The 23,982-nt window shown below is 60.7% G+C and carries 24 protein-coding genes and 3 tRNA genes; 22 read left to right on the top strand and 5 right to left on the bottom strand.

Features of this window, described 5'->3' with window-relative positions:
• Positions 1–17: 17 nt before the first annotated feature.
• On the top strand, positions 18–2,216 hold the full coding sequence (locus tag AC1DV9_RS25970; RefSeq protein WP_477950560.1) for an esterase-like activity of phytase family protein: 2,199 nt from the start codon (positions 18–20) through the stop codon (positions 2,214–2,216).
• 51 nt (positions 2,217–2,267) lie between these two features.
• Here AC1DV9_RS25970 and AC1DV9_RS25965 read toward each other — a convergent pair whose 3' ends face one another.
• From AC1DV9_RS25965 to AC1DV9_RS25955, 3 genes are all read right to left on the bottom strand, one after another.
• Positions 2,268–2,792 carry a GNAT family N-acetyltransferase gene (locus AC1DV9_RS25965; RefSeq protein ID WP_477950558.1) on the bottom strand — a complete coding sequence of 175 codons (525 nt, stop codon included), beginning with the start codon at positions 2,790–2,792 and terminating at the stop codon, positions 2,268–2,270.
• Positions 2,793–2,871: 79 nt separating this feature from the next.
• Positions 2,872–3,858, bottom strand: a complete 987-nt coding sequence (locus tag AC1DV9_RS25960; RefSeq protein WP_477950557.1) for an aldo/keto reductase — start codon at positions 3,856–3,858, stop codon at positions 2,872–2,874.
• 91 nt (positions 3,859–3,949) lie between these two features.
• Positions 3,950–4,456: a DUF3833 family protein gene (locus tag AC1DV9_RS25955; protein ID WP_477950556.1), complete on the bottom strand. Its 507-nt coding sequence runs from the start codon at positions 4,454–4,456 to the stop codon at positions 3,950–3,952.
• Between the two features lie 79 nt (positions 4,457–4,535).
• Here AC1DV9_RS25955 and AC1DV9_RS25950 point away from each other — a divergent pair, with 79 nt between their 5' ends.
• A complete protein-coding gene (locus AC1DV9_RS25950; protein ID WP_477950554.1) occupies positions 4,536–4,958 on the top strand; it encodes a (R)-mandelonitrile lyase in 423 nt (140 codons plus the stop codon).
• Positions 4,959–5,000: 42 nt separating this feature from the next.
• On the opposite strand, the gene AC1DV9_RS25945 is transcribed toward AC1DV9_RS25950, so the two are convergent.
• Positions 5,001–5,606 (bottom strand): class I SAM-dependent methyltransferase, encoded by a 606-nt coding sequence (locus AC1DV9_RS25945; RefSeq protein WP_477950552.1) that lies wholly within the window; start codon positions 5,604–5,606, stop codon positions 5,001–5,003.
• A gap of 122 nt (positions 5,607–5,728) precedes the next feature.
• Positions 5,729–5,804, bottom strand: a tRNA-Val gene (locus tag AC1DV9_RS25940).
• A 399-nt stretch (positions 5,805–6,203) separates the two neighbouring features.
• Between AC1DV9_RS25940 and AC1DV9_RS25935 the strand changes: the two genes are divergently transcribed.
• From AC1DV9_RS25935 to AC1DV9_RS25840, 20 genes are all read left to right on the top strand, one after another.
• Positions 6,204–6,280, top strand: a tRNA-Asp gene (locus AC1DV9_RS25935).
• Between the two features lie 50 nt (positions 6,281–6,330).
• Positions 6,331–6,407 (top strand) — tRNA-Asp (locus AC1DV9_RS25930).
• 246 nt (positions 6,408–6,653) lie between these two features.
• Positions 6,654–7,019, top strand: coding sequence for an NADH-quinone oxidoreductase subunit A (locus tag AC1DV9_RS25925; protein WP_112389750.1), 366 nt, complete (start codon positions 6,654–6,656; stop codon positions 7,017–7,019).
• Positions 7,010–7,594 carry a NuoB/complex I 20 kDa subunit family protein gene (locus AC1DV9_RS25920; protein WP_112389670.1) on the top strand — a complete coding sequence of 195 codons (585 nt, stop codon included), beginning with the start codon at positions 7,010–7,012 and terminating at the stop codon, positions 7,592–7,594. Before AC1DV9_RS25925 ends, AC1DV9_RS25920 begins: the two co-directional genes overlap by 10 nt.
• Positions 7,595–7,612: 18 nt before the next feature.
• Positions 7,613–8,215 carry an NADH-quinone oxidoreductase subunit C gene (locus AC1DV9_RS25915; protein ID WP_112389671.1) on the top strand — a complete coding sequence of 201 codons (603 nt, stop codon included), beginning with the start codon at positions 7,613–7,615 and terminating at the stop codon, positions 8,213–8,215.
• Between the two features lie 40 nt (positions 8,216–8,255).
• Entirely contained in the window at positions 8,256–8,639 is a 384-nt protein-coding gene (locus tag AC1DV9_RS25910; RefSeq protein ID WP_310298442.1) for a four helix bundle protein, read from the top strand.
• A gap of 61 nt (positions 8,640–8,700) precedes the next feature.
• Positions 8,701–9,891 carry an NADH-quinone oxidoreductase subunit D gene (locus AC1DV9_RS25905; RefSeq protein ID WP_477942088.1) on the top strand — a complete coding sequence of 397 codons (1,191 nt, stop codon included), beginning with the start codon at positions 8,701–8,703 and terminating at the stop codon, positions 9,889–9,891.
• A complete protein-coding gene (locus AC1DV9_RS25900; RefSeq protein ID WP_112389673.1) occupies positions 9,891–10,166 on the top strand; it encodes a hypothetical protein in 276 nt (91 codons plus the stop codon). Before AC1DV9_RS25905 ends, AC1DV9_RS25900 begins: the two co-directional genes overlap by 1 nt.
• A 16-nt stretch (positions 10,167–10,182) precedes the next feature.
• Entirely contained in the window at positions 10,183–11,310 is a 1,128-nt protein-coding gene (locus AC1DV9_RS25895) for an NADH-quinone oxidoreductase subunit E (protein WP_477950550.1), read from the top strand.
• A gap of 10 nt (positions 11,311–11,320) precedes the next feature.
• Positions 11,321–12,625, top strand: coding sequence for an NADH-quinone oxidoreductase subunit NuoF (gene nuoF / locus AC1DV9_RS25890; RefSeq protein WP_112389675.1), 1,305 nt, complete (start codon positions 11,321–11,323; stop codon positions 12,623–12,625).
• Positions 12,626–13,243 (top strand): 5' DNA nuclease, encoded by a 618-nt coding sequence (locus tag AC1DV9_RS25885; RefSeq protein WP_477950548.1) that lies wholly within the window; start codon positions 12,626–12,628, stop codon positions 13,241–13,243.
• 225 nt (positions 13,244–13,468) lie between these two features.
• Positions 13,469–15,550: an NADH-quinone oxidoreductase subunit NuoG gene (gene nuoG, locus AC1DV9_RS25880; protein WP_477950546.1), complete on the top strand. Its 2,082-nt coding sequence runs from the start codon at positions 13,469–13,471 to the stop codon at positions 15,548–15,550.
• A 12-nt stretch (positions 15,551–15,562) separates the two neighbouring features.
• The gene (gene nuoH / locus AC1DV9_RS25875) at positions 15,563–16,606 is read left to right on the top strand and encodes an NADH-quinone oxidoreductase subunit NuoH (protein ID WP_112389678.1); all 1,044 of its coding nucleotides are present in this window, start codon (positions 15,563–15,565) and stop codon (positions 16,604–16,606) included.
• 40 nt (positions 16,607–16,646) lie between these two features.
• Positions 16,647–17,138 carry an NADH-quinone oxidoreductase subunit NuoI gene (gene nuoI / locus AC1DV9_RS25870; RefSeq protein WP_112389679.1) on the top strand — a complete coding sequence of 164 codons (492 nt, stop codon included), beginning with the start codon at positions 16,647–16,649 and terminating at the stop codon, positions 17,136–17,138.
• 143 nt (positions 17,139–17,281) lie between these two features.
• Positions 17,282–17,896 carry an NADH-quinone oxidoreductase subunit J gene (locus AC1DV9_RS25865; protein WP_112389680.1) on the top strand — a complete coding sequence of 205 codons (615 nt, stop codon included), beginning with the start codon at positions 17,282–17,284 and terminating at the stop codon, positions 17,894–17,896.
• A 24-nt stretch (positions 17,897–17,920) separates the two neighbouring features.
• Complete coding sequence (gene nuoK / locus AC1DV9_RS25860) at positions 17,921–18,229, top strand: NADH-quinone oxidoreductase subunit NuoK (protein ID WP_018900202.1); 309 nt, start codon at positions 17,921–17,923, stop codon at positions 18,227–18,229.
• Positions 18,230–18,236: 7 nt separating this feature from the next.
• Complete coding sequence (gene nuoL / locus AC1DV9_RS25855; RefSeq protein ID WP_477950545.1) at positions 18,237–20,234, top strand: NADH-quinone oxidoreductase subunit L; 1,998 nt, start codon at positions 18,237–18,239, stop codon at positions 20,232–20,234.
• On the top strand, positions 20,234–21,745 hold the full coding sequence (locus AC1DV9_RS25850; RefSeq protein WP_477950543.1) for an NADH-quinone oxidoreductase subunit M: 1,512 nt from the start codon (positions 20,234–20,236) through the stop codon (positions 21,743–21,745). Before nuoL ends, AC1DV9_RS25850 begins: the two co-directional genes overlap by 1 nt.
• 18 nt (positions 21,746–21,763) lie before the next feature.
• Positions 21,764–23,209: an NADH-quinone oxidoreductase subunit NuoN gene (gene nuoN / locus AC1DV9_RS25845; RefSeq protein WP_477950542.1), complete on the top strand. Its 1,446-nt coding sequence runs from the start codon at positions 21,764–21,766 to the stop codon at positions 23,207–23,209.
• Entirely contained in the window at positions 23,209–23,973 is a 765-nt protein-coding gene (locus tag AC1DV9_RS25840) for a biotin--[acetyl-CoA-carboxylase] ligase (protein WP_477950540.1), read from the top strand. The genes nuoN and AC1DV9_RS25840 overlap by 1 nt, the downstream gene beginning before the upstream one ends.
• Positions 23,974–23,982 lie beyond the last annotated feature (9 nt).

Below are 23,982 nucleotides of genomic sequence, written 5' to 3'. Positions count from 1 at the left end.
GACGCATGGGGGATTTCATGACTATTTCATCGCGCAAGGCAGCGCTCGCTGCCGTGCTTCTGGCTTCCGTTGCCTTTCCGGCAGCTGCCGAGCCTGTTTTCAACCGCATCGCATCTTTTCCGGTCGCCTCGAACTTGCCGGAAGGCAAGGACAAGCTTTCGACGACCTCTGCCGAAATCATCACCGCTACCGATGACGGCAACACGCTTGTCTACAGCGACAGCCCGCTCGGCGCGATCGGCTTCGTCGATATCACCGATGCCAAGGCCCCGAAGGCTCTTGGCGCGCTGATGATGGACGGTGAACCGACGTCGGTCACTTCGACGGCTGGCAAGGCGCTCGTCGCCGTCAACACCAGCGAGAGCAAGGTGAAGCCGTCGGGCCGTCTGGCGATCGTCGATGTTGCCACCAAGAAGATCGAGAATACCTGCGACCTCGGCGGTCAGCCGGACTCGATCGCCCTCAACAAGGACAAGACGCTCGGCACCATCGCCATCGAGAACGAGCGTGACGAAGACGTCAACGACGGCAAGATTCCGCAGATGCCGGCAGGCGATCTGGTGATCTTCGAAGTCAAGGCTGGCGCCGTCGATTGCGGCACCATCAAGCACGTGACGCTGACCGGTCTCTCGGCTGTTGCGCCTGAGGATCCGGAGCCCGAATTCGTCTCCTTCAACAGCCAGGACGAGATCGCCCTGACGCTGCAGGAAAACAACGAGATCGTCATCATCGACGGCAAGACCGGCACCGTGAAGACGCATTTCACCGCCGGCAGCACCGATCTTTCTGGTATCGACACCAAGAAGGACGGCCAGCTGAAGTTCACCGGCGAAGCGAAGGGCGTCCTTCGCGAGCCCGACGCCGTCAAGTGGCTGGACGACAACCGTCTCGTCGTTGCCAACGAAGGCGACTATGAAGGCGGCTCGCGCGGCTTCACCATCTTCGACAAGACGGGCAAGGTTCTCTACGAATCGGGCGCGTCCTTCGAGCGCGCCGTTGCCCATCTCGGCCACTATCCGGAGGGACGCTCCTCCTCGAAGGGCGTCGAGCCTGAAGGTCTGGAAGCTGCCAAATTCGGCGACGACCAGCTGTTCTTCCTGCTCGCCGAGCGCGCCTCCGTCGTCGGCGTCTTCAAGGACACCGGCGCTGATCCGGAACTCCTGCAGATCCTGCCGTCGGGCGTTTCGCCTGAGGGCGCAGTCGCCATCCCGAGCCGCAACCTGTTTGCCACCGCCAACGAAGTCGATCTCGGCGAAGATGGCGGCCCGCGCTCGCACGTCATGATCTATGAGCGTGGTGAAGGCGAGAAGACCTATCCGCAGATCATCTCGGCGGAGAAGGACGGCAACCCGATCGGCTTTGCAGCTCTTTCCGGTCTTGCAGCCGTTCCTGAAAAGGCTGGCCAGCTCTTCGCCGTCTCAGACAGCGTCCTCGGCAACCAGCCGACGATCTACACGATCGACGCCACGAAGAAGCCCGCTCTCATCACTGACGCGCTGACTGTCAAGCGCGATGGTGCGGCTGCCCAGAAGCTCGACATCGAAGGCGTAGCCGTCGACGCCAAGGGCTGGTTCTGGCTGGCGTCGGAAGGCAACAGCGAGAAGCTCACGCCGCACGCTCTCTACCACGTCAACCCGAAGGGCGAGATCAAGGAAGAGATCGCGCTGCCGAAGGAACTGACGGATAACGAGATCCGCTACGGCTTCGAAGGCGTCACGATCGTCGGCTCCGGCGATGACGCAACGCTCTGGATGGCCGTTCAGCGCGAGTGGAAGGACGACGAGAAGGGCTTCGTCAAGCTCGTCTCCTACAATCTGAAGAGCAAGGAATGGGGCGCCGTTCGTTACCCGCTCGACAAGTCTGAAAACGGCTGGGTCGGCCTCTCGGAAATCTCCGCTCATGGCGACAGCGTCTACATCATCGAGCGCGACAACCTGGTCGGCGATGCTGCCAAGCTGAAGAAGCTCTACAAGGTGGCCATCTCCGACCTGAAGCCCGCCAAGCTCGGCGGCGAGCTGCCTGTCGTCAAGAAGGCGGAAGCCCATGACTTCCTCGACGAACTGAAGACGGCAACCAATGGCTACGTCCTCGACAAGCTCGAAGGCTTCGCCTTCGACGCCTCGGGCAAGCCCTACGCCGTCACCGACAACGACGGCGTCAGCGACTCCTCCGGCGAGAGCCTGTTCTTCCCGGTCAACCTGGTTGGCACGAACTGAAACCTATAAAGTGAAATGGAAATGGCCGGGTGAAAGCCCGGCCATTTTGATTTAGGAACGTGGCGCGAGCCAAACAAGACAGTGCCACATTCGACCTTCGACACTTGTTGTCCTAAAGTCGCGGTGACTGTCGCGAACAAGTCCGAGGCGTTCCATGACGGCTTGAGAGCGTAGGTTTTCAGGCGTCGTATAGGCTAGAATCTCTGTCTCCGGAAAAAGCGCGATAGCGTGTTCGAGAGCCGCCCTTGCGCTTTCCGTAGCATAGCCATGTCCCCAATTGTTACGGGTTAAACGCCAGCCGATTTCAAGATGGTGGCCCAACGGATGGTCCGCCTGCTTGCGCGGCATGACACCGGCATAGCCGAGGAAGCTGCCATTCGTACTTTCAATCGCCCAGCGGCCGGTGCCATGTTCTTGTTGGGCTGCATAATAGCGATAGAATTTCAGATCGCTAGCAGCCCGGTCGAGTGGGCCGCCCTGGTCGGCCATCACCATGGCGTCGGCATGCATCGTCGCGAACGCGTCCCGGTGGCACTCGTCCCACTTACGCAGAAGTAGGCGTTGAGTTCTGATCATCGTCTCTGCTGTCTCCCGTTGCCGCTCATGAAAAGGCCGGGCAATAACCCGGCCGTTTCCCATTCAATCCGTGCGAATCCTACCAGCGATGATGCACATGCCGTGCAATCAGCCGCTCGTAGATCTCGCGGGTCGCCGCCATGACGTCGTGGGAGAGCGGCGCGAGGCTGGCAGCCGCTGCGTTGGCCTTGGCCTGTTCGCCGTTGCGGGCGCCGGGGATGACCACGGTGACCGCCTCGTGCACCAGGATCCAGCGCAGTGCGAAGGCTGCCATCGTGGTGCCTTCGGGCACCAGCTTGCGCACCTCCTCCACAGCCTGCAGGCCGACCTCGAAGGGAACGCCGGCGAAGGTCTCGCCGACATCGAAGGCTTCGCCGTTGCGGTTGAAATTGCGGTGGTCGTCGCTGGCGAACTTGGTGTCGCGGGTGATCTTGCCGGACAGCAAGCCGCTGGCCAGCGGTACGCGGGCGATGACCGCGACATTCTTGCGGCGGGCTTCCTGGAAGAACAGGTGATCAGGACGCTGGCGGAAGATGTTGTAGATGATCTGAATGCTCTCGACGCCCGGGAATTCGATTGCCTTCAGCGCTTCCTCGACCTTCTCGACGCTAACGCCGTAGCCCTTGATCTTCCCGGCCTTCTGCAGCTCGTTCAACCCTTCGAAGACTTCGGCGCGGTAGAGCACTTCCGTCGGCGGGCAATGCAGCTGCACCAGGTCGAGGCTGTCGACTTCGAGATTCTTCAGGCTGCGATCGATGAAGCCTTCGAGATTGGCCTTGGTGTAACCGTCGGCGACGTGCGGGTTGAGACGGCGGCCGGCCTTGGTGGCAACCATCGGCCGCTTGCCGCCACGGCTTTTCAGGACGTCGGCGACGATCTTTTCCGAGCGGCCGTCACCATAGACGTCTGCGGTGTCGATGAAGGTCATGCCGGCATCGAGCGCCGCATTCAGCGCCGCGCGGCCGTCAGCCTCGCTGACATCGCCCCAGGAACCGCCGATCTGCCAGGCGCCAAAGCCGACATTGGTGACCGAAAACGGCATGCGGCCAAAACTATGCTCTTTCATGGAAATCTCCCTCGTGATGAAACTGCATCGCAACTAGCAGCCGCCGCAAATGGCGGCAAGCGTGCGACCGCAAGGGAGATAGGGCAGGGCGTCACTTCTTCGAGAAGGTGACGCGGACAGTGGCGACCGGGAAACCGAATTTGCTGACCCAGGCGGTATTCAACAGCGTGCCGTCAGGCTGGCGCCGGATCGTATCGTGGAAGCGCACGATATTTTGCTCCGGCCCGGGTGCAATGTCGACGAGATAGCTGTAGCGCGCCACGTCGCCATTGATGGTCACCTCCGCGGGACCAACGACATCCTCGCGGGTGCCGCTGTAGCGGCCGGGCGCCGTTTTGACGAATCGCCAGGTTTTGCGCTCGCGAACGCCATCCGCGTAGACAAAGTCTTCGCGAAGCGTGAGCCGCTTGCCGTTCCAGCGGCCGGTCAGCGCCACGCGGAACTTGCGGTCAACGCCGTTGATCGCCTTGAACTCTCCCTCGGCCACACTGCGCCCGGCAAAGAAATCCTCAAGCGCGAAATCGCGCGCGCTCGCCAGATGCGGCAGGGCGACGATGGCAAGCATGGCGGCGATAATGATGAGACCTGTGCGGCGCATGGTCTTCCTCCACTTCAAATCAGCCTGTTCCTGACCTACGTTTCGGCTGACGCACCGGATCAATCGCAGGAGAATCAAAATGGACATCAAGCAGGCCGGATCACGGCCCTCGACCAGGCCATCCGCCGACTATTTCACCGGCACCGTCCGCCTCGATCCGATCGTCGAAGGCCCGGATCCGGCGCGGGTGTGCGCCGCCACCGTCACCTTCGAACCCGGCGCCCGCACGGCTTGGCATACGCATCCCCTCGGGCAGACGCTGATCGTGACCTCGGGACGAGGCCTGGTACAGGTCTGGGGGCAGGACACCCGCGAAATCCGCACTGGCGACGTCGTCTGGTTTGAGCCCGGCGAAAAGCATTGGCATGGTGCAGCACCCGACACGGCGATGAGCCACATCGCCATCCAGGAGGCGCTGAACGGTTCCCCGGTCGATTGGATGGAGCATGTCAGCGACGATCAATATGCGGGAAAGAGCTGGACCGTCTCGCGCCAGGCCTAGGCGGAAGCGGGCGATCGGCGGTCTGCCGATCGCCGCGCGGCATCAGAGCCGCTTCAGGCAGTAGGAAAAATGAGCATGTGATTCGACGGTCAGGAACTCGAACTGCCAGCCGTAATCCTTGCAGAACTTGGTGACCGCTTCGACGACGCCGTAGACGATCGGCTTGACGGTATTGCCGGTGCAGAAATCATGCCCGGCAATCCGCCCCGTCCGCTTCACCTTCTTCTCGCAAAGCAGCAATTCCTGCCAGGTGAGCTCGAAGGAATGGTCGGTGTCGATATAAGCCCAGTCGAGAAAACCGTCCCCGAATTCGGCCAGCTTCTCCAGCGAGGTGCCCTGCATCAGCTTGACCTGACCAGAGGCGATTTCGGCCTCGAACTTCGTGTGAACGTCGTGCAGGCCGGAGCTATAGCGGTCCATCCCCCAGGGATCGATCAGGAAAAGCTGCGCCGGCCGATTCTTCTCGATGATCTCGGCGGTATATTCGCCGAAGGCAACGCCCACCTCGACCCCGATTCCGCCATTCGGGATGCGGTAGAGCAGCTCGCCGCGATCCGGGAGAAGCCTGGCATTCTCCATATGGTGAGCCGAAAGCTGTGTCCGCGGCATCGCCGCACGCTGCGCCTGCCGTTCTTCGCGTGTCTTCATGATTCTCGCCTTATCCGGGGCAATTCTACTTCACTGACTGCCAAGTAGCCGAAAGACGCAGGAGCGCCAACATCGGAGCCGCGATACGCGATCAAATATCTGAGATTTTATCGGGAAAAGAATGGTGGGCGATGAGAGACTCGAACTCCCGACATCCTCGGTGTAAACGAGGCGCTCTACCAACTGAGCTAATCGCCCTCGCGTCACGAAGCCTGTTCGGCCCGCCGCGTCGGTGGCCGTGATCTATGCGGATCGGGAAAAAACCGCAAGAGTGTTTGTGAAGATTTTTTGATTTTTTTGGAAAGGGCGCGGCAACGCAGGCTTTTCGGCTTGTGGAAAAGGGAAGGGGAGTGCGCGGGTGGATACCGCCCGGTGGATCTCTATATAAGGATCGGTGCGAGAAGGCCCCGCGCGGCCACTGCTTCGCGCGAACTTTCAGACACTTGCGCGCTGCATCCAAAACAATTTCCGTGCTGTCATGGATTTGTCTCCAAACCTGCTTGACACTCAAATGCGAACCCCTTAGTTAGCCGCTCATCGAAGCGGCGAGCCCGCCTCGGTAAGGAAGCGAAAGCCTCCGGATTGCTTGAAATGAATGCGGGTGTAGCTCAGTTGGTTAGAGTGCCGGCCTGTCACGCCGGAGGTCGCGGGTTCGAGCCCCGTCACTCGCGCCATTTCAAAGCAAGTGCTGAAAGGCACATTCCGGTCATCGCCTCCGCAATGCGCGGGTGTAGCTCAGTCGGTTAGAGTGCCGGCCTGTCACGCCGGAGGTCGCGGGTTCGAGCCCCGTCACTCGCGCCATTTTCTCCTCCAAGCCATGCAGAATTTCGTGGGCTGCCATGCAGCCTTCCGCAACCTAAGCGGATTTGTCGCGACATCGTTGCATCTGCTTGATAATGTCGCATCATCGTAGCTTGAATTGGTCTTCTAAAAGTCTTGCGCCGTGGCTCAGCCTGCGCTAACCACGGCTTGTTGCAACGCACGTTCGCTTGCCGGGCATTTGCCCATTGCGCCGCCCGGCGCAGCCGGCAAGCAGGGATGAACATGATGACTGAACTGCTCGGTAATTACATTCCGATCGCTATTTTCATTGGTATCGCTCTCGTTATCGGCCTGGCCCTTCTGATTGCGCCGTTCGCCGTTGCCTTCAAGGCGCCTGATTCGGAAAAGCTCTCTGCCTACGAATGCGGTTTCAATGCCTTCGACGATGCCCGCATGAAGTTCGACATCCGCTTCTATCTCGTGTCGATTCTCTTCATCATCTTCGACCTCGAAGTCGCCTTCCTCTTTCCTTGGGCCGTTTCCTTCGGCGCCATCGGCTGGTTCGGCTTCTGGTCCATGATGGTCTTCCTCTTCGTGCTGACCATCGGCTTTATCTATGAATGGAAGAAGGGAGCCCTGGAATGGGAGTGACCCCCGCCGGCAATCAGCCGCTCGTTTCTCAGGCCCCGAAGGGGATCATCGATCCTTCGACCGGCAAGCCGATCGGCGCCAATGACGCCTTCTTCGGCGAAATCAACAACGAGCTCGCCGACAAGGGCTTTCTCGTCACCTCGACCGACGAGCTGATCAACTGGGCCCGTACCGGCTCGCTGATGTGGATGACCTTCGGTCTTGCCTGCTGCGCCGTCGAAATGATGCAGCTGTCGATGCCGCGTTACGACGTCGAGCGCTTCGGCTTTGCGCCGCGCGCATCACCGCGCCAGTCCGACGTCATGATCGTCGCCGGCACGCTGACCAACAAGATGGCGCCTGCGCTCCGCAAGGTCTATGACCAGATGCCTGAGCCGCGTTACGTCATTTCGATGGGGTCCTGCGCAAACGGCGGCGGCTACTATCACTATTCCTATTCGGTTGTTCGCGGCTGCGACCGCGTCGTGCCGATCGACATCTACGTGCCGGGCTGTCCCCCCACGGCAGAGGCTCTGCTTTACGGCGTGCTGCTGCTGCAGAAAAAGATTCGGCGCACCGGCACGATCGAGCGGTAAGGGTTAAGGACAAGACATATGAGCGAAGCCCTCACTGAGCTGTCGTCCTATATCTCGGAAGCGCGTGGCAACCTGGTTGCCGCGTCGCAGCTGAAGTTCGGCGAATTGACCCTGACGACGACGGGTGAAAACCTGATCGCGCTGCTGACGTTCCTGCGTGACGATGCCAAGTGCGGCTTCGTCAACATGATCGATATCTGCGGCGTCGACTGGCCGCAGCGCGAGCTGCGTTTCGATGTCGTCTATCACCTTCTGTCTCCGAAGCAGAACCTGCGCATCCGCATCAAGGTCGCGACCGACGAAGACACGCCGGTCCCCTCGGCCTGCGCCGTTTATCCGGGCGCCGACTGGTTCGAGCGCGAGACTTGGGACATGTATGGCGTTCTCTTCACCGGCCATCCGGATCTGCGCCGCATCCTGACCGACTACGGTTTCGAAGGACATCCGCTGCGCAAGGACTTCCCGACGACCGGTTTCGTCGAGGTTCGCTATGACGATGCCGCCAAGCGCGTCGTTTACGAGCCGGTGGAGCTGAAGCAGGAATTCCGCAACTTCGACTTCATGTCGCCCTGGGAAGGCACGGATTATGTCCTGCCGGGCGATGAGAAGGCGAAGCAGTGAGTAGTGATTAGTCGGTAGTGAATAGTCACAGGATGGCCAAGTGACGAACGGGAAAATAAGTTCCTATCGTGATTTGAAAGTCTGGCAGTTCGCCATCGATTTATCGGTTGTTTGTTACGAGGTGACGAGAACCTTCCCGCGGGAAGAGATTTATGGACTAACGAGCCAGATCCGGCGCTCGTCTGCTTCCGTGGCAGCCAATATTGCGGAAGGATACGGCAGGGAAAATCGAGGATCGTTCGCCCAGTTTCTCAAGATCGCGCAGGGCTCGTTGAAAGAGTTGGAGACGCATTTGATTATCGCCGGGAGGGTCGGTCTTTTAGACACTTCTGCGCTGAACCGGATGCTCGGCCAATGTGATGAAACGGGAAAGATGCTGGGTGCGCTTATTCGGAGCGTCCAGCGCAGAAAAGCTGATGGGTAGCGAGAGATGAAAACTAATCACTGCTCACTATTCACTAATCACTCTAATCGAGTTGATCGCCATGACAGAACATAACGTCCGCAACTTTAACATCAATTTCGGACCGCAGCATCCGGCGGCGCACGGCGTTCTTCGTCTTGTCCTGGAGCTTGACGGCGAAATTGTGGAGCGTGTTGATCCGCATATCGGCCTGCTGCACCGCGGCACCGAGAAGCTGATCGAGACCAAGACCTATCTGCAGGCCGTTCCGTATTTCGACCGTCTCGATTACGTCGCGCCGATGAACCAGGAGCATGCCTATGCCCTGGCAGTCGAAAAGCTGCTCGGCATCGATATTCCGATCCGCGGCCAGCTGATCCGCGTTCTCTACTCGGAAATCGGCCGTATCCTCTCGCATCTCCTGAACGTCACGACGCAGGCGATGGACGTCGGCGCGCTGACGCCGCCGCTCTGGGGCTTCGAAGAGCGCGAGAAGCTGATGGTGTTCTATGAGCGTGCCTGCGGCGCGCGCATGCACGCTGCCTATTTCCGTCCGGGCGGCGTCCACCAGGATCTGCCGGAAGATCTCGTCGAGGATATCGGCAAGTGGTGCGACCAGTTCCCGGGCAAGCTCGATGACATCGATGATCTGCTCACCGGCAACCGCATCTTCAAGCAGCGTAACGTCGATATCGGCGTCGTCTCGCTGGAAGATTGCTGGGCCTGGGGTTTCTCGGGCGTCATGGTGCGCGGTTCGGGTGCTGCCTGGGACCTGCGCCGTTCGCAGCCCTACGAATGCTATTCCGATCTCGAATTCGATATCCCGATCGGCAAGAACGGCGACTGCTACGACCGCTACCTGATCCGCATGATCGAAATGCGCGAATCGGTCCGCATTATGAAGCAATGCGTCAATCGCCTGCTTTCCGACGCGAAGACCGGTCCGTTCTCGTCCGTTGACGGCAAGGTCGTGCCGCCGAAGCGTGGACAGATGAAGCGCTCGATGGAAGCGCTGATTCACCACTTCAAGCTCTATACTGAAGGCTATCACGTACCGGCCGGCGAAGTTTACGCCGCTGTCGAAGCGCCGAAGGGCGAGTTCGGCGTCTACGTGGTGTCTGATGGCAGCAACAAGCCGTACCGCTGCAAGATCCGCGCCCCGGGCTATGCCCACCTTCAGGCGATGGACTTCATGTGCCGCGGCCACCAGCTGGCCGACGTCGCAGCCGTTCTCGGTTCGCTCGACATCGTCTTCGGTGAGGTTGACCGCTGATGAAGCTCACCGTGCTCTCGTCCGCCGCATTCCTCGTTGCCGCCTCGGCCTTCGCCCAGGACAATACGCAGGGATTCGGCCCGAAGCTCGGTGCGGAAGAGATAACGCCGCCAAGCGGTCAGGCCACGATCGGGGAGCTCGTTTCCAAGGGCTACCAGATCAAGGCCGCCGTTCCGAACGGCAAGAAATTCGTAGTGTTTTTGCAGAAAGACCAGTCGGCCTACGCTTGTGAGATGCAGTCTTTGACGGCCTCGCGGTGTGGGACCCTAAACTGACAAGGCGTGAGGAAGAATGTCCGTTCGTCGACTAGCCGAAGATCAATTCCAGCCTGCCGCATTCGCCTTCAATGACGAAAACGCGGTCTGGGCGGATAAGACGATCCAGAAATATCCCGCAGGCCGTCAGCAGTCCGCGGTCATTCCGCTGCTGATGCGAGCGCAGGAGCAGGACGGTTGGGTCACGCGCGCGGCGATCGAGAAAGTCGCCGACATGCTTGACATGGCCTATATCCGCGTCCTCGAGGTCGCGACCTTCTACACGCAGTTCCAGCTCGGTCCCGTCGGTACGCGCGCTCACGTGCAGGTTTGCGGCACCACGCCCTGCATGCTGCGCGGTTCGGAAAAGCTGATGGGCGTCTGCCGCAGCAAGATCCACCAGCACCCGTTCGAGCGCAACGCCGAGGGCACGCTGTCCTGGGAAGAGGTCGAGTGTCTCGGGGCCTGCGTCAACGCGCCGATGATCATGATCGGCAAGGACACCTACGAAGATCTGACGCCTGAGCGTCTCGAAGAGATCATCGATACGTTCAACGCCGGAAACGGCGCGAGCGTTAAGCCCGGTCCGCAGATCGATCGTCACTTCTCGTCGCCGGAAGGTGGCCCGACGTCGCTCCTGACCGAAGAGCCGAAGGCGAAGGCAAAGACCTCTGCGAAGAAGGCCGATGCCGATGCCGTCAGCGTTCCGCCGTCGGAAGCCGCGCGTCCGAAGAGCACCGATGCAGAGACCAATGCCGCGCTGAAGACGCCTGTCACGGCGCCGAAGGCTGCTGCCAAGAACGCCGCTGCTGAGGCTGCACCCGCTGCCGCTGAAAAGCCTGCCAAGGCTGCTACTGCTCCGGCCGCTGGCAAGCCCTCGCTGGAAGACAAGAACCGTCCGGCCGGCATCGCAAAGCCTGCTGCGCCTGACGATCTGAAACTGATCTCCGGCGTTGGTCCGAAGATCGAAGCTATTTTGAACGAACTCGGCATCTTCACCTTCGCGCAAGTCGGCGCGTGGAAGAAGGCTGAACGCGAATGGGTCGATGGATACTTGAATTTCAAGGGCCGCATCGAGCGCGACGACTGGGTCAAGCAGGCCAAGGCGCTCGCCAAGGGTGGTGAAGCGGAATATATCAAGGTCTTCGGCAAGAAGCCGCGGTAAGAGGTGAAGCATGTTACAAGATAAAGACCGCATCTTTACCAATATCTACGGCCTCAAGGACAAGTCCCTGAAGGGCGCGATGAGCCGCGGCCACTGGGATGGCACCAAGCAGATCCTCGAAAAGGGTCGTGACTGGATCATCAACGAGATGAAGGCTTCCGGCCTTCGCGGACGTGGCGGCGCAGGCTTCCCGACCGGTCTCAAGTGGTCCTTCATGCCGAAGGAATCCGACGGCCGCCCGCACTATCTCGTCGTCAATGCCGACGAGTCGGAACCCGGAACCTGCAAGGACCGCGATATCATGCGCCACGATCCGCATACGCTGATCGAAGGCTGCGTTATCGCCAGCTTCGCCATGGGCGCCAATGCTGCCTATATCTACGTCCGCGGCGAATATATCCGTGAGCGTGAGGCTCTGCAGGCTGCTATCGACGAGTGCTACGACGCCGGTTTGCTCGGTAAGAGCAACAAGCTCGGCTACCCGATGGACATCTACGTCCACCACGGCGCCGGCGCCTATATCTGCGGCGAAGAAACCGCGCTGCTCGAAAGCCTGGAAGGCAAGAAAGGCCAGCCGCGCCTGAAGCCGCCGTTCCCGGCGAACATGGGTCTCTACGGCTGCCCGACGACCGTCAACAACGTCGAATCGATCGCCGTTGCGCCGACCATCCTGCGCCGCGGCGCCGGTTGGTTCTCCTCGATCGGCCGTCCGAACAATGTCGGCACCAAGCTGTTCATGCTGTCGGGCCACGTCAACAAGCCGTGCACAGTCGAAGAAGAGATGGGCATCACCTTCCGTGAGCTCGTCGATCGCCACGCCGGCGGTATCCGCGGCGGCTGGGACAACCTGCTCGCCGTCATTCCGGGCGGCGCATCGTGCCCGATCGTGCCTGCCAAGGACATCATCGACTGCCCGATGGACTTCGATGGCCTTCGCGCCGTCGGCTCGTCCTTCGGTACGGCCGCCGCGATCGTCATGGACAAGTCCACGGACGTCATCAAGGCGATCGCCCGTATCTCTGCCTTCTTCAAGCATGAGAGCTGCGGCCAGTGCACGCCGTGCCGCGAAGGCACCGGCTGGATGTGGCGCGTCATGGAGCGCATGGCCAAGGGCAACGCCCAGAAGCGCGAAATCGACATGCTGTTCCAGGTCACCAAGCAGATCGAAGGCCACACCATCTGTGCGCTCGGCGATGCTGCTGCATGGCCGGTCCAGGGTCTGATCCGCAATTTCCGTCCGGAAATCGAAGCGCGTATCGATCAGTACACGGCAAGCGCCATGGATCATGGTGCGGTTCTGGAAGCTGCGGAGTAAATGATGGCCAAGGCATCTGGCGGCAATGACAAGGAAGGGGCAGCCGATTTCTCGGCTGACTTCGGCCGTCTTGCTGCCGAGATGCTGGAGAACGCAAAGGCGATGCCGATCCACCCGCTGATGGCCCATCCGGCCGCGGCGATGGCTGCGGCAACCGCCGTCGGCATCGGTTTCTCGACGCAGATCGCCGGTGCCTTCTTCGGAGCGCTGCAGGGCGCCTTCGAGGCGACCAGCCGGATTGCCGAGGCGCTCGACGAAACGCCGCCGCAGGCTGCAAAGCCGGAGGTTCGCATCAAGCCGGAAAACATCCGTCCGGCGGCCGTGCGCAAGGCGAAGCTCTCGATCGTCGCGGCCGAGGAGCCCAAGGCCCAGGTTGCGAAGAAGCCGGTGAGCCGCGCCAAGAAGGCCGACGACCTGAAGCTGATTTCGGGCATTGGTCCGAAGCTGGAGCAGGTTCTGAACGCGAGGGGCATCCGTACCTTTGCGGCGATTGCCGCCTGGAGCGATGCGGAAGCGGCAGGCGTTGACGCCGATCTCGGCTTTGATGGCCGGATCGCCCGCGACGACTGGCGTGGTCAGGCAAAGGCGCTCGCGGCGAAGGGCCGCAAGCGAAGCTGAATTTTTCCGGCTGACCCAAGCGGCCGGAGGGAATAAGGCAGGCATGGCGGGGCAGGGGCCTCGTTAACGGCAGGCCGATCGGGTCTCGGGTTCCCCGGGGCCGGGGAAAGACAATTTGGGCGACGCCGATGCCTGCGGGGACGAAATCCCGCCTGGCAGCGGTCATGTTGCAGAATAGGTTTGTTTGCCGCCATCCGGCGAACGGGAAACAGGACTTGAGTGACGATGGCAAAACTGAAGATTGACGGCAACGAGATCGAGGTCCCGGATCACTACACGCTCATCCAGGCGTGTGAGGAAGCCGGCGCTGAAGTTCCGCGCTTCTGCTTCCATGAGCGGCTGTCGGTCGCCGGCAATTGCCGCATGTGCCTCGTCGAGGTGAAGGGTGGCCCGCCGAAGCCGCAGGCTTCCTGCGCCATGGGTGTTCGCGATATCCGCGGCGGCCCGAACGGCGAACTGCCTGAAGTTTTCACCAACACGCCGATGGTCAAGAAGGCCCGCGAAGGCGTGATGGAATTCCTGCTGATCAACCATCCACTGGATTGCCCGATCTGCGACCAGGGCGGCGAGTGCGACCTGCAGGACCAGGCGATGGCCTTCGGCATCGACACCTCGCGCTATCAGGAAGACAAGCGCGCCGTCGAAGACAAGTATATCGGACCGCTCGTCAAGACGGTCATGAACCGTTGCATCCACTGCACGCGCTGCGTCCGCTTCACCACCGAAGTGGCCGGTATCTCCGAGCTTGGCCTGATCGGCCGCGGCGAAGATGCTGAAATCACCACCTATCTCGAGCAGGCGATGACCTCGGAGCTGCAGGGCAACGTCGTTGACCTCTGCCCAGTCGGCGCGCTGACCTCCAAGCCCTTCGCCTTCACAGCCCGTCCGTGGGAACTGAACAAGACTGAATCGATCGACGTCATGGACGCGCTCGGCTCGGCGATCCGCGTCGATACCCGTGGCCGCGAAGTCATGCGCGTCATGCCGCGCGTCAACGACCAGATCAACGAAGAGTGGATCTCCGACAAGAGCCGCTTCATCTGGGACGGCCTGAAGACGCAGCGCCTCGATCGTCCTTACGTCCGCAAGAGCGGCCGCCTGCAGCCGGCAACCTGGGCCGAAGCCTTCGGCGCCATCAAGACGGCAGTGGCTGGCACGACCGGCGAAAAGATCGGCGCGATTGCCGGCGACCTTTCCACGGTCGAAGAAATGTACGCATTGCAGGAACTGGTAAAGTCGCTCGGTTCCGAGAACCTCGACTGTCGCCAGGATGGGACGGCACTTGATCCGTCGCTCGGCCGCACAAGCTACCTCTTCAACCCGACCATCCAGGGCATCGAAGAAGCCGACGCGCTGCTGATCATCGGTGCCAACCCGCGCTTCGAGGCAGCCGTTCTCAACGCCCGCATCCGCAAGCGCTGGCGCCGCGGCGGTTTCCCAATCGGTGTGATCGGCGAAGCCGGCGACATGCGCTACGATTACGAATATCTCGGCGCTGGCCCGGATACGCTGAAGGATCTCGTCGATGGCAACCATGCCTTCGCCAAGGTTCTCGCTGATGCCAAGAAGCCGCTGATCATCATCGGCCAGGGCGCTCTCTCGCGTGTTGATGGCGCCGGTGTCCTCGCCAGCGCTGCCAAGCTCGCAGGCACGGTCGGTGCTGTTGCCGACGGCTGGAACGGTTTTGCGGTCCTGCACACGGCAGCGGCCCGCGTCGGCGGTCTCGACCTCGGCTTCGTTCCGGGCGCCAAGGGCGTCAACGCCGCGGATATGCTGTCCTCCATGGACGTGCTCTTCCTGCTCGGCGCAGACGAACTCGATTTCACCAAGAAGGCCGCGAAGTTCACGGTCTATATCGGCTCGCATGGCGACCAGGGCGCGCATAATGCCGACGTCATCCTTCCGGCTGCTGCCTACACCGAAAAGTCCGGTACCTGGGTCAACACCGAAGGCCGCGTCCAGATGGGCAACCGCGCCGGTTTCGCACCGGGCGACGCCCGCGAAGACTGGGCGATCCTGCGTGCGCTTTCTGACGTGCTCGGCAAGAAGCTTCCCTTTGATTCGCTTGGCGAATTGCGCGGCAAGCTCTATGCGGCATTCCCGCATTTCGCAGCCGTCGACGAGATCGCCGAAAGCGACAGCGCCAAAATTGCCGCAGTTGCGAAAAAAGCCGGGAAGATGAACAAATCCGGGTTTGCTTCACCGGTCAAAGACTTCTATTTGACGAACCCGATCGCGCGCGCCTCGGCTGTCATGGCCGAGTGCTCGGCATTGGCCCGCAACAACTTCAAAGTCGCGGCAGAGTAAGGGCAGGGGACTATGGAATCGTTTGTTTCAACTTATGTCTTGCCTGGCCTCATCATGGTCGGTCAGTCGCTGCTCATGCTTGTCTGCCTGCTGGTCTTCATCGCATATATTCTGCTTGCCGACCGTAAGATCTGGGCTGCCGTTCAGCTGCGCCGTGGACCCAATGTGGTTGGTCCCTTCGGTCTTTTCCAGTCCTTCGCCGACCTTTTGAAGTTTGTCTTCAAGGAGCCGGTCATTCCGGCCGGCGCCAACAAGGTCGTCTTCCTGCTGGCCCCACTGGTCACCGTGCTTCTGGCGCTGTCGACCTGGGCGGTCGTGCCGGTTGCCAACGGCTGGGTCATTGCCAACATCAATGTCGGCATTCTCTACATTCTGGCGATCTCGTCGCTCGAAGTGTACGGCATCATCATGGGCGGCTGGGCTTCGAACTCGAAGTACCCGTTCCTCGGCGCGCTCCGCTCGGCAGCGCAAATGGTTTCGTACGAAGTCTCGATCGGCTTCGTCATCGTCACCGTTCTTCTCTGCGTGGGTTCGCTGAACCTGACGGATATCGTCATGTCGCAGCAGACCGGTCTCGGCACCAAGCTCGGCCTGCCCAGCTCGTTCCTCGACTGGCACTGGCTGTCGCTGTTCCCGATGTTCATCATCTTCTTCATCTCGGCGCTTGCTGAAACCAACCGTCCGCCTTTCGACCTTCCGGAAGCGGAATCGGAACTGGTTGCCGGCTTCATGGTCGAATATGGCTCCTCGCCATACATGATGTTCATGCTCGGCGAATATGCTGCCATCTGCCTGATGTGCTCGCTGACGACGATCCTGTTCCTCGGCGGCTGGCTGCCTCCGGTCGATTTCTGGCTGATCAATTGGGTGCCGGGCATCATCTGGTTCATGCTGAAGTCGTGCTTCGTGTTCTTCATGTTCGCGATGGTCAAGGCTTTCGTGCCGCGCTACCGCTATGACCAGCTGATGCGCCTCGGCTGGAAGGTCTTCCTTCCTCTGTCGCTCGCCATGGTCGTCATTGTTGCATTCGTGCTGAAGCTGATGGGATGGGCATGATCATGTCCTTCCTCGTTTCCAGCAAATTTGGAGGTTGAAGATGGCCAGCTTGTCCAACGCCGTCAGCTCGCTGTTCCTCAAGGAATTCGTCGGCGCATTCTTTCTGTCGATGCGCTACTTCTTCAAGCAGAAGGCGACTATCAACTACCCGTTCGAAAAGGGTCCGGTCTCTCCGCGTTTCCGCGGCGAACACGCACTGCGCCGTTATCCGAACGGTGAAGAGCGTTGCATCGCCTGCAAGCTCTGCGAAGCGATCTGTCCCGCTCAGGCGATCACCATCGAAGCCGGTCCGCGCCGCAACGACGGCACGCGCCGCACGGTGCGTTACGACATCGACATGGTGAAGTGCATCTATTGCGGCTTCTGCCAGGAAGCTTGCCCTGTCGATGCGATCGTCGAAGGTCCGAATTTCGAATTCGCCACCGAGACCCGCGAAGAGCTTTACTTCGACAAGCAGCGGCTTCTCGACAATGGCGACCGGTGGGAACGCGAAATCGCGCGCAATATCGCGATCGACGCTCCGTACCGTTGATTGAAATTTGAAATGCCGCAGGGCTGGCACTCGCCGCCCGCGGTCAACATGCACCGGAGCTTTGCCGGCCCTTCAGGGGTGACGAAGCTTCATCGGGCAGGGAAACTCCCGGCTGCCCGGGGGAAGATGAAAAAGGCACCAACATGGGTCTGCAGGCTCTATTTTTCTATCTTTTCGCCTTCGTCGCGATAGCGTCGGCGTTCATGGTCATCTGGGCAAAGAACCCGGTTCACTCGGTTCTGTTCCTGATCCTGACCTTCTTTAACGCCGCGGGCCTCTTCCTGCTGCTCGGCGCCGAATTCCTGGCGATGATCCTGCTCGTCGTCTATGTCGGCGCGGTCGCGGTTCTCTTCCTCTTCGTGGTCATGATGCTCGACATCGACTTCACGGAGCTGAGAGCAGGCGTTCTGGAATATGCGCCGATCGGCGCGCTGATCGGCCTGATCCTCGCAGCCGAGCTGATCGTCGTCGTCGGCGGCAGCGTGATTTCGCCCGAGATCGCCAAGACCGTCGCCATGCCGATCCCGGCGTTGACGGAACGCACCAATACGGCGGCGCTCGGCGACGTGCTCTATACGAATTACGTCTACTTCTTCCAGATCGCCGGCCTGGTGCTTCTGGTCGCCATGATCGGCGCGATCGTGCTGACGCTGAAGCATCGCACCAATATCCGCCGCCAGAATATTTCCCAGCAGGTTGCCCGCACGCCGGCGACCGCCGTCGAGGTGGTCACCGTCAAGCCGGGGCAGGGTGTCTAAGGACAGGTACAAGGAACAAAGAACATGGTCATCGGTCTTTCCCACTACCTGACGGTCAGCGCCATCCTCTTCACGCTCGGCGTCTTCGGCATCTTCCTGAACCGCAAGAACATCATCGTCATCCTGATGTCGATCGAACTCATTCTGCTCGCGGTCAACATCAACATGGTCGCCTTCTCGTCGTTCCTCAACGACATCGTCGGCCAGGTCTTCGCACTTTTCATTCTGACCGTTGCGGCTGCAGAAGCGGCGATCGGTCTTGCAATTCTCGTTGTCTTCTACCGTAACCGCGGTTCGATCGCGGTCGAAGACGTCAATATGATGAAGGGCTGAGCGGCTCATGTTCCTCTATAAGGCTATCGTCTTTCTTCCCTTGATCGGCGCGATCATTGCCGGCCTTTTCGGCCGCGCGATCGGCGCCAAGGCATCGGAATACGTCACCAGCGGCCTGATGATCATCACCGCCGCTCTCTCCTGGTATGTCTTCTTCACGGTGGCGCTCGGCCATCCGGAAGGCGCCATCAAGGTGGACGTGCTGCGCTGGATCCAGTCCGGCGGCATCGACGTCTCCTGGTCGCTGCGTATCGATACGCTCACCTCCGTCATGCTGATCGTCGTCAACACGGTCTCGACGCTGGTGCACATCTACTCGATCGGATACATGCATCATGATCCGCATCGCCCGCGTTTCTTCGCCTATCTGTCGCTCTTCACCTTCGCCATGCTGATGCTGGTGACCTCCGACAACCTGCTGCAGATGTTCTTCGGCTGGGAAGGCGTGGGTCTGGCCTCGTATCTGCTGATCGGCTTCTGGTTCAAGAAGCCGTCCGCTTCGGCTGCGGCGATGAAGGCCTTCATCGTCAACCGCGTCGGCGACTTCGGCTTCGTGCTCGGTATTGCCGGTGTCTTCGTGCTGTTCGGCGCCATCAACTTCGACACGATCTTCGCCAACGCCGCGAACTTCGCGCCGCATGAAGGTGCCGAGGCTGCCAGCGAAGTGGTTCTGAACCTCTTCGGCATGCAGCTCGACAAGACGCATGCGCTGACGGCCGTCTGCCTGCTGCTGTTCATGGGCGCCATGGGTAAGTCGGCGCAGTTCCTGCTGCACACCTGGCTCCCGGACGCCATGGAAGGCCCGACCCCGGTTTCGGCGCTCATTCATGCCGCAACCATGGTCACCGCCGGCGTCTTCCTCGTCGCCCGCATGTCGCCGCTGTTCGAGCTTTCGCATGATGCGCTGACCGTCGTCACCATCATCGGCGCGATCACCGCCTTCTTCGCGGCAACGGTCGGTCTCGTCCAGAACGACATCAAGCGCGTCATCGCCTATTCCACCTGCTCGCAGCTCGGCTACATGTTCGTGGCGCTCGGAGTAGGGGCCTATGGCGCGGCTATCTTCCATCTCTTCACGCACGCCTTCTTCAAAGCCCTGCTGTTCCTTTGCGCCGGTTCGGTCATCCACGCCGTCGATGGCGAACAGGACATGCGTTACATGGGCGGCCTGCGTCCGCACATCAAGGTAACGTTCTGGATGATGATGATCGGCACGCTCGCCATCACCGGCGTCGGCATTCCGTTCACGCCGTTCGGCTTTGCAGGCTTCTTCTCGAAGGACGTCATCATCGAGGCAACCTACGCGTCGCATTCGCCGGCAGCAGGCTTTGCCTTCACGATGCTGGTCATCGCCGCGCTGTTCACCAGCTTCTATTCCTGGCGCCTGATCTTCATGACCTTCTTCGGCAAGCCGCGCGCTTCCCACGAAGTCATGCATCACGTCCATGAATCGCCGCAGGTCATGCTGGTGCCGCTCTATATTCTCGCGATCGGCGCCGTCTTCGCAGGCTTCCTCTTCGAGGGGCGCTTCTACGGCGAGGAATATGCCGAATTCTGGAAGGGTGCGCTGTTCACCTCCAAGGAGAATGAACTGCTGGAACACTTCCATCACGTTCCGGCTCTGGTGGCTCTGAGCCCCTTCATTGCCATGGTCGTCGGCTTCGTGATCGCCTGGTACATGTATATCAAGTCGCCTTCGACGCCGCGCGTTCTCGCCCAGCAGCATCGCGTTCTCTACCAGTTCCTCTTGAACAAGTGGTACTTCGACGAGCTCTACGACTTCCTCTTCGTCCGCTCGGCCAAGGCTCTTGGCAAGTTCCTGTGGCAGAAGGGTGATGTCGGTGTCATCGATACTTACGGTCCGAACGGCATTGCCGCCCGCGTCGTCGATGTGACGAACCGCGTGGTCCGCCTGCAGACCGGTTACCTCTATCACTACGCCTTCGCGATGCTGATCGGCATTGCAGCGCTCGTTACCTGGATGATGCTCGGGAGTTCCTTCTGATGACCGATTGGCCTATTCTTACAACGGTCACCTTCCTGCCGCTGGTCGGCGTGGTGCTTCTGCTCTTGATGAATGAAAGCGGCCCGAACGGCCGCCGGAACGTGCTCAACATCGCGTTGTTCACGACCATCGTCACGTTCCTGCTGTCGCTTCTGATCTGGATCGGCTTCGATAACGCCAATCCGGGCTTCCAGATGATCGAGAAGCATGCCTGGCTCGGCACCGGCATCGGCTACCATGTCGGTATCGACGGCATCTCGATGCTGTTCGTCATCCTGTCGACCTTCCTCATGCCCTTCTGCGTGCTGGCCAGCTGGCTCTCGGTTGAGAAGCGCCTGAAGGAATACATGATCGCCTTCCTCATCCTCGAAGTGATGATGGTCGGTGTCTTCGTGTCGCTCGATATCGTACTGTTCTACGTGTTCTTCGAAGCCGGCCTGATCCCGATGTTCCTGATCATCGGCGTCTGGGGCGGCGCGAACCGCGTCTACGCAAGCTACAAGTTCTTCCTCTACACGCTGCTCGGCTCGGTGCTGATGCTGCTCGCCATCATGGCAATGTACTGGCAGGCCGGCACGACCGATATCTCGGCGCTGCTCGCCTACAAGTTCCCGCCGCAGATGCAGACGTGGTTATGGCTGGCCTTCTTCGCCTCCTTCGCGGTGAAGATGCCGATGTGGCCCGTCCATACCTGGCTTCCCGATGCGCACGTTCAGGCCCCGACGGCTGGCTCCGTTATCCTGGCAGGCGTGCTCCTGAAGCTCGGCGGCTACGGCCTGATCCGCTTCTCGCTCGGGATGTTCCCGGTGGCGTCCGACTTCTTCGCGCCGATGGTCTTTGCCTTGTCGGTCATCGCCATCATCTACACCTCGCTGGTGGCGATGATGCAGGACGACATCAAGAAGCTGATCGCCTATTCGTCGGTGGCGCATATGGGCTATGTCACCATGGGCATCTTTGCCGCCAACATGCAGGGCGTTCAGGGCTCGATCTTCCAGATGCTGTCGCACGGCATCGTCTCCGGCGCGCTCTTCCTCTGCGTCGGCGTTGTCTACGACCGTACCCATACCCGCGAGATCGCGGCCTATGGCGGCCTCGTCAACAACATGCCGAAATACGCGGTAGCGATGATGGTCTTCACCATGGCCAATGTCGGTCTTCCCGGCACCTCCGGCTTCATCGGTGAATTCCTGACCCTGATCGGCGTCTTCCGTGCCAACACCTGGGTTGCGCTGTTTGCGGCCACCGGTGTCATCCTGTCCGCTGCCTATGCTCTGTGGCTCTATCGCCGCGTGATCTTCGGTGCGCTGGAGAAGGAAAAGCTGAAGGCGCTTCTCGATCTTTCGCCGCGTGAGCAGCTGCTGCTCTACCCGCTGATTGCGCTGACCATCCTCTTCGGTGTCTATCCGGCACCGGTCTTCGATGCGACGGCCGCTTCGGTGGATCTGCTGGTGAATAACTATACGGCCGCCGTACACGCAGCGCAGAACGTTGCGCTGTCGATGAATTGATGACGGGACTATTTGGACATGACCGCTGAAACCATTCTTGCAAGTCTGCATCTCGCCGCGCCGGAGCTGATCCTCGCGGTAGGCGCCCTTGTCCTTCTGATGATCGGCGTCTTTGCGGGCGAGCGTTCCGGGCGCATGGTGAGCGTGCTCGCCATGATCCTGTTTGCCGCCTCGGCGCTCTGGCTGATCTTCATCCCGTCCACGGGCCTTGCCTTCGGCGGTGTGTATCAGGCGGACGGCTTCTCCCGCTTCATGAAGGTTACGGCGCTGATCGGCTCCTTCGTGGCGCTGTTCATGTCGCTCGGCCTTGCCAAGGAAAACCAGCTCGACAAGTTCGAGTTCCCGGTTCTCCTCGTGCTCTGCACGCTTGGCATCATGCTGATGATCTCGGCAAACGATCTGATCGCGCTCTATCTCGGCCTCGAGCTGCAGTCGCTGGCGATCTATGTCGTCGCTGCGATCAACCGCGACAGCGTCAAATCGACCGAAGCCGGTCTGAAGTATTTCGTCCTCGGCGCGCTCTCCTCGGGCATGCTGCTCTACGGCATGTCGCTGGTCTACGGCTTCACCGGCCACACGCATTTCGCCGACATCGCCCAGGCGCTGAATGTTGAAGGCGCCCGTTCGCTGGGCCTGATCTTCGGTCTGGTCTTCATCCTCGCCGGTATCGCCTTCAAGATCTCGGCCGTGCCGTTCCACATGTGGACGCCTGACGTTTATGAGGGTGCACCGACCCCGGTCACGGCCTTCCTGGCCAGCGCGCCGAAGGTTGCCGCCATGGCCATGATGACCCGCATCGTCATCACCGCCTTCCAGCCGATCATGGCGGACTGGCAGCAGGTCGTCGTCTTCATCTCGATCGCCTCGATGCTCCTCGGTTCCTTCGCCGCCATCGGCCAGAAGAACATCAAGCGACTGATGGCCTATTCGTCGATCGGTCACATGGGCTATGCGCTGGTCGGCCTCGCCGCCGGCAACCAGACGGGCGTCTCCGGCGTCATGCTCTACATGGTCATCTACATGGTCATGACGCTCGGCTCCTTCGCGATCATCATGTCGATGCGCCGCAAGGATGGCACCGTCGTCGAAGGTATCGACGATCTCGCAGGTCTCTCCAGCACCAACCCGTTCATGGCGACCGTGCTGACGATCCTGATGTTCTCGCTGGCCGGCATTCCGCCGATGGCAGGCTTCTTCGCGAAGTACTTCGTCTTCGTCGCCGCCATCGAAGCCAAGCTCTATGCGCTGGCGATCATCGGCGTTCTGGCTTCGGTCGTTGGCGCTTACTACTACCTGCGCGTCATCAAGCTGATGTGGTTCGATGAAGCCAAGGGTGAGTTTGCCCGCGTCTCCGGCGCTCTCAAGCTGGTCTACGGTCTCTCCGGCCTGTTCGTTCTCGCCTATGTTCTCATCGGCGGTCCGATCGGCGGTGCGGCTGAGCTCGCGGCAGCGACGCTGTTCTGATGGTGTCTCCCATGCGCCGCCGGATATCGCTCGGCGATTTCCGGCATGAAGCGCTGCCGGAGACCCCGTCGACCAACACCGAATGCCTTGCCCGGGCCCGGGCAGGGGACAGCGGCCTCCTCTGGGTGACCGCCGTCAGGCAGACCGGCGGCCGCGGCCGCCGTGGACGCCCCTGGGTTTCCGAACCCGGCAATCTCTACGCCTCTCTTCTTCTGATCGATCCGGCGCCGATGGAGCGCATGGGCTCCCTGCCGCTGGCGATTGCCGTCGCCGTGCATCAGGCCGTTCGCAGGGTGCTGCCGCCGGCCGCCGAGGCGCTCGAAGTCAAGTGGCCGAACGACATCCTGATCGGCCGCAAAAAGACCTGCGGCATCCTCGTCGAGGGCGAACAACTGCCGGATGGCCGCTACGCGCTGGTGATCGGCATCGGCATCAATGTCTCCGTCATGCCCGACAATCCGATGTATCCGGTGACCTGCATCAGGGAACAGGGCGGCAGGGCTTCCCCTGAGGAACTGTTTGCCCATCTCTATGCCTCGATGGCCGAGGTTCTGGATATCTGGAACGAGGGCCGCGGCATCCGGGAGATTACCGCGCGCTGGCGCGATGTCGCCTGTGGCATTGGCGAGAAGATTACGGTGAATTTGCCGGACAGGTCGATTTCCGGCCAATTCGCCGGAATTGATGATAATGGGCTGTTGATGCTCGATACCGGCGCAGGCAGGATGCTGCAGATCGCTGCCGGTGATGTTTTCTTTGGATAGTAGGACCTA

It is taken from the genome of Rhizobium sp. 01L410 (assembly GCF_056400165.1).
Note: the sequence above shows the minus strand (reverse complement) of the source record. Positions and strands in the feature narration are given on the sequence as shown.